The sequence below is a fragment of the Hyphomicrobiales bacterium genome, assembly GCA_039973685.1.
Classification (GTDB): domain Bacteria; phylum Pseudomonadota; class Alphaproteobacteria; order Rhizobiales; family JACESI01; genus JACESI01.
This window is the reverse complement of sequence record JBDWKL010000020.1, coordinates 146,179-155,909: the sequence shown is the minus strand read 5'-3', so window position 1 is coordinate 155,909 and position 9,731 is coordinate 146,179. Positions and strand designations below refer to the sequence as shown.

The window sequence follows — 9,731 nt, the reverse complement described above, 5'->3', positions numbered from 1 at the left end:
TCTGGCTCTGGCTCTGGCTCTGGCTCTGGCTCTGGCTCTGGCTCTGGCTCTGGCTCTGGCTCTGGCTCTGGCTCTGGCTCTGGCTCTGGCTCTGGCTCTGGCTCTGGCTCTGGCTCTGCTGGAATTTCGGCAACGATCGGCTCTTCTATAACAGCGGCTACGTCTTCAACCTCGGCAATTTCTTCGATCACCTCTTCAACAACAGGTTCTTCCTTCTTTCTGCCGAAAGAGAAAATCCGTTTTAAAAGACCTGGTTTTTTGTCGCTCATATCGTCCCTATTCGTGCATCTGCTCAGGCAGTTGCAACGAGTTCGTTATTCGTGCGGCCTGTGATTCGCGCGTTGATAATCTCACCCTCTTGGCCTTGGTTCAAACGGGTAAGTGTAAATTGTTCAGTGCGCCCCAATCTCGTGCCGTCCTCTAAAAGGCGTTCCACCAAGATTGATGCCGAATTTCCAACTGTTTTTTCAAGGTGGGCGCTAAGTTGTGCTTCGCCTTTTTCGCGCAGTTGTCGGGCGCGGTCTTTAATAGTTTTCCCATTTACTTGCGGCATTTTCGCAGCTGGCGTGCCCGGTCGCGGTGAATAGGGGAAGACGTGTAGATGGGTAAGGCCGCATTCATCAACAATGCGAAGTGAGTTTTCAAACATTGCATCAGTTTCTGTCGGGAAGCCCGCGATGATGTCGGCACCAAATACGATGTCGGGGCGGTTTTCACGCACCTCATTGCAAAACTGGATCGTATCTTCGCGCAAATGACGACGCTTCATGCGCTTTAAAATCATGTTGTCGCCCGATTGCAGAGACAAATGAAGATGCGGCAAGAGGCGGTGATCATGGTGGATGGCTTCCATCAACGGAGGATCAACTTCAATCGAATCAATCGAAGAAAGCCGCAAACGCGGCAAGTGCGGTACGGAAGTCAGAATGTTTTGAACCAATGTGCCAAGCGTGGGCGTGCCAGCAAGGTCTGCACCATAAGAGGTAATATCAACGCCTGTAATGACGACTTCGAGGAACCCATTTTCAACGAGCCGTTTTACTTGATCAATCACCGCGCCCATAGGCACAGAGCGCGAATTGCCACGACCAAAGGGGATGATGCAAAAAGTACAGCGATGGTCGCATCCAGTTTGCACTTGAACAAAGGCGCGGGTGCGGTCGCCCATGGCATCCACCATGTGCGGCGCGGTTTCCGTCACGCTCATAATGTCGTTGACGACGATTTTCTCTTCAGCGCTCACCCCAAAATCTGGCAGTCGGGTATAGCTTGAGGCTTTGAGTTTTTCCTCATTGCCTAAAACCGCGTCGACTTCTTCCATATTGGCGAAGGTTTCAGCTTCGGTCTGGGCAGCGCAGCCTGTAACCAGAACACGTCGGTTAGGGTTTTCACGCTTAGCACGGCGGATCGCTTGGCGCGCTTGGCGCACGGCTTCGCCTGTTACGGCGCAGGTGTTCACTAAAAGTGTATTTTCAAGGCCAGCCTCTTCTGCCGCACGCAGCATCACTTCACTGTCGAGCGTATTAAGCCGACAGCCCATGGTGATGATATCGAGGTTTTTGGCGTCACTCATTTATATCTGCTCTGCCAAGCCAAACGGGTCAGTTGTTTCGACCAGTTCCCAATCAAGGTCATTAAGATGGACCACGCCGACAGCTTCATAAGCGGTTGGGCCTGTCATCAAAATGCGATTGTTCTCGGTCCACTCTATTGTCAGTTTACCACCGGGAAGATTAACACCGACTTTGCGACCTGTTCGCCCCGTGCGAGCCGCGCAAGCAGCAGCGGCACAAGCCGCAGACCCACAAGCAAGGGTGAGGCCGACACCGCGTTCCCATACTTTTAGATTGATCTCCGTCTCACTTACCACTTGGGCTAGAGAGATGTTGGCTTTTTCTGGGAAGATTGGATGATTTTCTAAAAGCGGGCCGAAACGCTCAAGGCCGTAGCTCTCGACATCGTTTTGAACCCAGAAAATCGCATGAGGGTTGCCCATGTTGGCAACAGAAGGAGAATGGAGAACAGGATCGTCGATCGGGCCGATTTGCAATTCGATCATGCGGGTGTCGCGAAACTCTTCTGCAAGCGGGATATCCTGCCATGCAAATTTCGGTTCGCCCATATCAACAGTAATCAACCCATTGTCTAAGCGCTTAGCAGTCAAAATGCCGGGTGAGGTTTCAAGGCTGAGTTGTGTCCCACCTTCTGCATTCAACATAACATCGGTAACACAGCGCGTGCCATTGCCGCAGGCTTCAGCTTCAGACCCATCAATATTATAGATTTTGACATAGGCATTGGTGCCATCAGTTTGCGGCGCCTCAATTGCCATCAACTGGTCAAAATGCAGCATGTCGTTTTTGCCGAGAACAGCCGCCATCTTTCCCGTTAGTGGTTTTTCAGAACCACGCAGGTCAGCGACGAGAATTTTGTTTCCCGCCCCGTTCATTTTAAAAAGAGGTACAGCGTTGTCGCTCATAAGGTATGTCCAGCTTTGTGATTGCCGACTATATGGCGGATGTTGCGCGTAATTTCCAGTTATATCACGAATCAGCGTTGATGCAGCTCTTATTGATGGTTCTCAATAGTTCTCTATAGTTCCGGCACGAATGGTAATAGGCCACCGTATGGATAATGTTCCATCTGTACCAATTATCTCTGCTACCTCGTCACGCATGGTTTCAATAATATCACTGCGGCCTGCCGCTTTGGCGCGTTTACCAGCTGACCACGTGTTGCAATAATTGGCGAAATGATCGACCGACCATGTGCGCTCAATGGCAAGGCTTGGCATTTCGATTGGGCTAAAGGGAAACGGAAAGTCTTTGTAGCCATTTTCCACATTTTCCCGACCCTGTGGCCAAAACGGATGAATTTCCTTCCAGTAAAAATCATCGATACGTTGGCTTGCTGGTCCGTCCACTTCCAAAACGCCATAGGTGATGAGCGCGATAATGCCGTCAGGCTTTAAGATGCGTCTTGCGTCTTTATAAAATGCTGGCAGATCGAACCAATGGGCAGCTTGCGCGGCAACCACCAAATCAGCGCTTTGATCTGGAACTTCGATTTTTTCGGCTGGGCCAACATTGTAGGTGATGGTGGGGTGAGCGGTTGCGTTAGAAATTTGGTCTGCGCTGACATCGCTTGCTAATACAGTGTCGAAATGTTCGGCCAGCAACAAAGAGAATTGCCCGTTGCCGCATCCAACATCGATCGCAAGGTTTTTGGTGGAGCAAATATTTGCCAATGCTTGGGCAAGTTGTGCGGGATATGTCGGGCGATATTGCGCGTAGGCGTCGCCTTGATCTTCAAAATGGCGATTTTTCATTTCTTCATCACTAGGTTCATCATTAAATAAGGGTCATTTTTCATGGCAAATAAAGAAGGTGAAATCCAGCAAAAGAAAAAGCGCGGCCAAGACCGCGCTTCTCTTGAGATTGTTTTGTACTGTTTATTCAGCGTCTGGTGAAAGCAAACCTTTCCACAAAATAGCGCCGATTACAGCGCCGACGATTGGTGCTGCCCAAAAAACCCAAAGTTGCTGCAACGCCCAAGGTTCAGCGAAAATTGCAACGCCAGTTGAGCGCGCTGGGTTCACTGAGGTGTTGGAGATTGGGATCGAGATCAAGTGGATCAAGGTCAAGGCAAGGCCGATTGAGATTGGCGCAAAGCCTGCGGGAGCAATTTTACTGGTTGAACCCAAAATCACAATCAAGAAAAAGGCGGTTAAGATGACTTCAGCAATAATTACGCTGATCAAAGAGAAACCACCTGGCGAATGTTCGCCAAATCCATTTGATGCAAATCCGCCGACTGAGGTGAAATCTGATTTTCCAGACAAAATGAGAAACAAGGCAAGACCTGCCAACAAGCCGCCGACAACTTGTGCGATCACATACATTGGTAATTCTTTGAAAGAAAATTTGCCTGCCACAGCAAGACCAACAGAGACAGCGGGATTAAAGTGCCCGCCAGAAATGCCGCCGACGGCATAAGCCATTGTCAGCACTGTTAGGCCGAAAGCAAAAGAAACTCCCAATAAACCAATGCCTACATCTGGAAATGCAGCTGCGAACACAGCACTGCCGCAACCACCAAACACCAACCAGAATGTGCCAAAGGCTTCAGCCATTAATTTTTTCACGTTAAATCCTCCAATAATAGTGAAATCTGCCAAAACCATATATATTTAAAGTTGCGTTGCAACTATTTTCCACCCAGAGATGTATTATTGTCGGACAATATAAAGCTTGGCGATTTATATTCTGGTGCGAGAAACCAGCCATTTGTTTGAATTTAAACGCAGTTCAAGCTTTATAAACTGAAGGTGGGGGCAGAATCATTGAATTTCCTGCCTTATCAGACCTTAGACGTTATTGCGTCGCTTATATTGCTGTGCTACCAAAGCGCAAATTTCAGGCATATTTGCTTTACCTCCTAAATTGATAAGATGGTTTTTTAAATAAAATCAAGGAGTTAATAAAAATGGCGTCTGAGCGAATATTCAAACGAGTTACGATAGGGTTCCAGTGACTGCATCTTCTCCTCTTTCCGGTGTTGCTGATCGTTATGCGGGTGCGCTGTTCGAGCTGTGCACAACTGCTGCAAAAATCAAAGCGACTGAAAAAGATTTAGACGCGCTTGATAAAAGCCTTTCTGGCAGCGAAGACCTGACACGGCTGATCAAAAGCCCTGTATTTTCAACGGAAGATCAGGTCCGTGCAATTGACGCGCTTCTGACAAAATCAAAAACTACCGATATGACAGCGAACTTCATTCGCGTGGTTGCTCAAAACCGCCGCTTGTTTGTTTTACCTGCGATTATCGAATCATTCCGTCGCATGGCAGCTGATGCCCGTGGCGAAGTCGCAGGTGATGTGACGTCTGCTGTAAAGCTTACCGCTGCACAGCTTAAAGACCTAAAGGCAGCACTGAAGGCCAAAGTTGGCAAAGACGTGGCGCTTAACGAAATTGTTGATCCATCTGTTCTTGGTGGCCTTATTGTTAAGGTTGGCAGTCAGATGATTGACACGTCCATTCGGACAAAACTTACTTCCCTCAAAATGATGATGAAAGAGGTCGGCTGATGGAAATCAAAGCCGCGGAAATTTCCGCAATCCTCAAAGAGCAAATCGCGAATTTCGGCAAAGAAGCGGAAGTTTCTGAAGTCGGTCAAGTGCTTTCCGTCGGTGACGGTATCGCTCGCGTTTATGGTCTTGATAATGTACAAGCCGGTGAGATGGTCGAATTCCCTGGTGGAATTCGTGGCATGGCGCTGAACCTTGAAAGTGACAACGTTGGTGTTGTGATCTTCGGTTCTGACCGTGACATTAAAGAAGGCGACACAGTTAAGCGTACAGGCGCTATTGTGGACGTACCAGTTGGCCGCGGCCTTCTTGGTCGTGTGGTTGACGCGCTTGGTAACCCGATTGACGGCAAAGGCCCGATCGAAGGTGACCGTGTTCGTGTGGACGTGAAAGCGCCAGGCATTATTCCGCGTAAATCTGTGCATGAGCCAATGTCGACAGGTCTTAAAGCGATTGACGCTTTGATCCCAGTTGGTCGTGGTCAGCGCGAGCTTGTGATTGGTGACCGTCAGACTGGTAAAACAGCGATCATCCTCGACACATTCTTGAACCAGAAGCCGATCAACAAAGGTAAAGACGAAAGCAAAAAGCTTTATTGTATTTACGTTGCTGTTGGCCAAAAACGTTCAACTGTTGCTCAGTTCGTGAAAATCCTCGAAGAGCGTGGCGCTCTTGAGTATTCAATCGTGATTGCCGCAACCGCATCTGATCCAGCACCGATGCAGTATCTTGCACCGTTTACTGGTTCTGCGATGGGCGAATTCTTCCGCGATAACGGCATGCACGCGATGATCGGTTATGATGACCTTTCAAAACAAGCTGTTGCTTATCGTCAAATGTCACTTCTTCTTCGTCGTCCACCAGGACGTGAAGCTTACCCTGGTGATGTTTTCTACTTGCACTCTCGTCTTCTTGAGCGTTCTGCTAAATTGAACGAAGACAATGGTTCAGGTTCAATGACAGCACTTCCAGTGATTGAAACACAAGGTAATGACGTGTCAGCGTTTATTCCAACAAACGTGATTTCAATTACAGATGGCCAGATCTTCCTTGAAACAGACTTGTTCTACCAAGGTATCCGTCCAGCTGTGAACGTTGGTCTATCGGTTTCCCGCGTTGGTTCATCTGCTCAAATTAAAGCGATGAAACAGGTTGCTGGTTCGATTAAGGGTGAATTGGCCCAGTATCGTGAGATGGCAGCGTTTGCGCAGTTCGGTTCTGACCTTGATGCCTCAACTCAGCGTTTGTTGAACCGCGGTGCGCGTTTGACAGAGCTTTTGAAGCAACCACAGTTCTCTCCGCTTAAAACGGAAGAGCAAGTGGCTGTGATCTACGCTGGTGTGAACGGTTATCTTGATACACTTGAAGTAAGCCAAGTTGGCCCATTTGAGCAGGGTCTTTTGACCAGCTTGCGTGGCGACCACCAAGCGCTTCTTGATCAGATCCGTGATGACGCGAAACTGACAGACGAATCAGAAGGCAAATTGAAAGACGTGATTGAAGCGTTTGCTAAATCATTTGCTTAACTGAAACAAACAAGGGCGAGGCGATTATGCCTCGCACCTTTCTTTTATGATTGTTGACCAAAGGGACCTCGATGGCGAGCCTTAAGGATCTTAAAAATCGGATCGCGTCTGTTAAAGCGACGCAGAAGATTACTAAAGCCATGCAGATGGTGGCAGCAGCGAAGCTTCGCAAAGCGCAAGAAGCCGCTGAAGCAGCGCGCCCATATGCCGAGCGTATGAGTTCGGTTATGGCCAATATCTCTGCTGGTGTTCAAGGAAGCGATAACGCACCGAAGCTTATGGCTGGTAGCGGCAAGGATGATGTGCATCTTATTGTTGTTATGACGGCTGAGCGCGGTCTTTGCGGTGGCTTCAATTCATCCATTGCACGTATTGCTCGCGAAAAAGCGACCAGTCTTATGGCTGACGGCAAAACAGTGAAAATGATCTGTGTTGGCAAAAAAGGCTATGATGCCTTGAGAAGCCAATTTGCAGATCAAATCATTAAGCTGGTCGAGCTGAAAGACGTAAAGCAGATCGGTTTTGAAAACGCAGCAGACGTCGGCAAAACAGTCATCGACATGTTTGATGGCGAAGAATTTGATGTTTGCACAATCTGCTACTCAGAATTCCAGTCTGTCATTAGCCAAATTCCAACTGCACAGCAGATTATTCCTGCTGATGTGCCGGAAGCTAGCGAAGGTGACGGCGATGCGGTTCAGTATGAATATGAACCGGAAGAAGGCGAAATTCTTGAAGACCTTCTCCCGCGTAATATTGCCATGCAGATTTTCCGTGGATTGCTAGAAAATGCGGCCTCTGAACAGGGTGCACGGATGAGCGCCATGGACAACGCAACACGCAATGCTGGTGAGATGATCGACAAATTGACGATTAGCTATAACCGTCAGCGTCAGGCTCAAATTACTAAAGAATTGATCGAAATTATTTCTGGTGCAGAAGCACTGTAACCAGAACCTTATTGACCCCGCCTTTGGTGGGCATGAGTAAAGACCGAAAGGGAAAGAAATGGCTAAAGCAGCAGCTACGAAAGCAGCGCCAAAAAAGGCCGCACCGAAGAAAGCAGCACCAAAGGCAAAAGGTGCCGTTGGTCGCGTAACGCAGGTGATTGGTGCGGTTGTTGATGTTCAGTTTGATGATCATCTACCAAAAATTTTGAACGCTCTTGAAACGGACAACGGCGGTAACCGCTTGGTTCTCGAAGTTGCTCAGCACTTGGGTGAGAACACTGTTCGTACAATCGCGATGGACGGTACTGAAGGTTTGGTTCGTGGTCAGGAAGTTGCTGACACGGGTGAGCCGATCTTGGTTCCTGTTGGCGACGAAACACTTGGCCGCATCATGAACGTGATTGGTGAGCCGGTTGATGAAGCTGGCCCAATCAAAACAAAAGAAAAACGCGGTATCCACCAAGATGCGCCTGCTTATATTGAGCAATCAACAGAAGCGGAAATCTTGGTCACAGGTATTAAAGTTGTTGACCTTCTCGCCCCTTATTCAAAAGGTGGTAAAATTGGTCTCTTCGGTGGTGCTGGTGTTGGTAAAACCGTTTTGATTATGGAATTGATCAACAACATCGCGAAAGCACACGGTGGTTATTCTGTGTTTGCTGGCGTTGGTGAGCGTACACGTGAAGGTAATGACCTTTACTGGGAAATGGTCGAATCTGGTGTGAACAAAGAAGGCGGCGGCGAAGGTTCTAAAGCGGCCCTCGTTTACGGTCAGATGAATGAGCCTCCTGGAGCGCGTGCTCGTGTTGCTTTGACAGGTCTTACAATTGCGGAAGATTTCCGTGACAAAGGCCAAGACGTTTTGTTCTTCGTGGACAACATCTTCCGCTTTACACAGGCTGGTTCTGAAGTGTCCGCGCTTCTCGGTCGTATTCCTTCTGCTGTGGGCTATCAGCCAACACTTGGTACCGATATGGGCGCCATGCAGGAGCGGATTACAACGACAACTAAAGGTTCAATCACATCTGTTCAGGCCGTTTACGTTCCTGCCGATGACTTGACTGACCCGGCGCCTGCTTCAACGTTTGCTCACTTGGATGCGACAACAGTGTTGAACCGTTCGATTGCTGAAAAAGGTATCTACCCTGCGGTTGATCCACTTGATTCAACATCACGTATTCTCGACCCATTGGTTGTTGGCCAAGAGCACTATGATGTTGCACGTTCAGTGCAAGAAATTCTTCAGCGTTATAAAGCGCTACAAGACATCATCGCCATCCTCGGCATGGACGAGCTTTCAGAAGAAGACAAAATTACAGTGGCACGTGCCCGTAAGATTGAACGCTTCTTGTCACAGCCGTTCTTCGTTGCTGAAATCTTTACTGGTTCACCTGGTAAATTGGTGGCTCTTGAAGACACAATTGCAGGCTTTAAAGGTCTTGTGGCTGGTGATTACGATCACCTTCCAGAAGCTGCTTTCTACCTCGTTGGTGATATCAACGAAGCGAAAGAAAAAGCTGAAAAGCTCGCTGCTGAAGCGGCTTAGTAAAGTTGGATCGGGCAGATCTTTCGCTTGACGATTGTGTCAACGAAACCTGCCCGTGGTCCGGCAAACCGGTAAGTGCCGATAGTTTGACCCTCTACAAAGATAAGGTCGTCGGCTTTTGCAATACGGGATGTCGGGATAAATTCGAACAAGCTGCCTCGCATTTTGAAGCAGCGCTGAATGAAGAGAAAACGAATGGCTGACGCTTTCACATTCGAACTCGTTTCCCCTGAGAAGCTGATCTTCTCTGGCGATGCAACTGAAGTTATGGTGCCAGGTTCTGAGGGTTACTTTACCGTCATGACCAACCATGCGCCGTTTATGTCTACTGTTAAGCCGGGCATTGTTGAGGCAAAGCTTGCTGATGGCGCTGAGATGAAAATCTTCGTCAAAGGTGGTTTGGCTGATGTTTCACCAAATGGTTTCACTCTACTGGCTGAACAAGCCGTTGAGGTTGCCGCCATGGACAAAGCAATGATGGATGATCAAATTTCTGCCGCTGAAGCAGATCTTGAGGCCGCCATTGAAGACAAAAAACAAGCGGCACAAGAGAAGGTTGACCAATTGAAAGAAGTGAAAGCTTCCCTCGGTCTCTAATCTTTTATCGATAATGAATTTTAAA

Annotated in this window: 11 protein-coding genes; 6 read left to right on the top strand and 5 right to left on the bottom strand. The window is 48.4% G+C overall.

Annotated features, from left to right (window positions below; translation table 11 throughout):
- From ABJO30_06755 to aqpZ, 5 genes are all read right to left on the bottom strand, one after another.
- The coding region (locus ABJO30_06755; GenBank protein ID MEP3232510.1) for a hypothetical protein at positions 1 to 269 on the bottom strand (269 nt) is incomplete at its 3' end.
- 23 nt (positions 270 to 292) lie between these two features.
- Complete coding sequence (gene mtaB / locus ABJO30_06750) at positions 293 to 1,573, bottom strand: tRNA (N(6)-L-threonylcarbamoyladenosine(37)-C(2))-methylthiotransferase MtaB (protein MEP3232509.1); 1,281 nt, start codon at positions 1,571 to 1,573, stop codon at positions 293 to 295.
- Positions 1,574 to 2,479: a diaminopimelate epimerase gene (gene dapF, locus ABJO30_06745; protein MEP3232508.1), complete on the bottom strand. Its 906-nt coding sequence runs from the start codon at positions 2,477 to 2,479 to the stop codon at positions 1,574 to 1,576.
- Between the two features lie 102 nt (positions 2,480 to 2,581).
- Positions 2,582 to 3,328, bottom strand: coding sequence for a class I SAM-dependent methyltransferase (locus ABJO30_06740; protein ID MEP3232507.1), 747 nt, complete (start codon positions 3,326 to 3,328; stop codon positions 2,582 to 2,584).
- A 123-nt stretch (positions 3,329 to 3,451) separates the two neighbouring features.
- A complete protein-coding gene (gene aqpZ, locus ABJO30_06735; GenBank protein MEP3232506.1) occupies positions 3,452 to 4,132 on the bottom strand; it encodes an aquaporin Z in 681 nt (226 codons plus the stop codon).
- A gap of 397 nt (positions 4,133 to 4,529) precedes the next feature.
- On the opposite strand from aqpZ, the gene ABJO30_06730 reads away from it, so the two are divergent.
- From ABJO30_06730 to ABJO30_06705, 6 genes are all read left to right on the top strand, one after another.
- Positions 4,530 to 5,087: a F0F1 ATP synthase subunit delta gene (locus tag ABJO30_06730; protein MEP3232505.1), complete on the top strand. Its 558-nt coding sequence runs from the start codon at positions 4,530 to 4,532 to the stop codon at positions 5,085 to 5,087.
- Positions 5,087 to 6,613, top strand: a complete 1,527-nt coding sequence (gene atpA, locus ABJO30_06725) for a F0F1 ATP synthase subunit alpha (protein MEP3232504.1) — start codon at positions 5,087 to 5,089, stop codon at positions 6,611 to 6,613. Before ABJO30_06730 ends, atpA begins: the two co-directional genes overlap by 1 nt.
- A gap of 71 nt (positions 6,614 to 6,684) precedes the next feature.
- On the top strand, positions 6,685 to 7,563 hold the full coding sequence (locus ABJO30_06720; GenBank protein MEP3232503.1) for a F0F1 ATP synthase subunit gamma: 879 nt from the start codon (positions 6,685 to 6,687) through the stop codon (positions 7,561 to 7,563).
- A 58-nt stretch (positions 7,564 to 7,621) separates the two neighbouring features.
- Complete coding sequence (gene atpD / locus ABJO30_06715) at positions 7,622 to 9,109, top strand: F0F1 ATP synthase subunit beta (protein MEP3232502.1); 1,488 nt, start codon at positions 7,622 to 7,624, stop codon at positions 9,107 to 9,109.
- Positions 9,110 to 9,114: 5 nt separating this feature from the next.
- Positions 9,115 to 9,312, top strand: coding sequence for a glutathione S-transferase (locus tag ABJO30_06710; protein MEP3232501.1), 198 nt, complete (start codon positions 9,115 to 9,117; stop codon positions 9,310 to 9,312).
- Positions 9,305 to 9,706, top strand: a complete 402-nt coding sequence (locus ABJO30_06705; GenBank protein ID MEP3232500.1) for a F0F1 ATP synthase subunit epsilon — start codon at positions 9,305 to 9,307, stop codon at positions 9,704 to 9,706. The genes ABJO30_06710 and ABJO30_06705 overlap by 8 nt, the downstream gene beginning before the upstream one ends.
- The last annotated feature ends 25 nt before the right edge of the window (positions 9,707 to 9,731 follow it).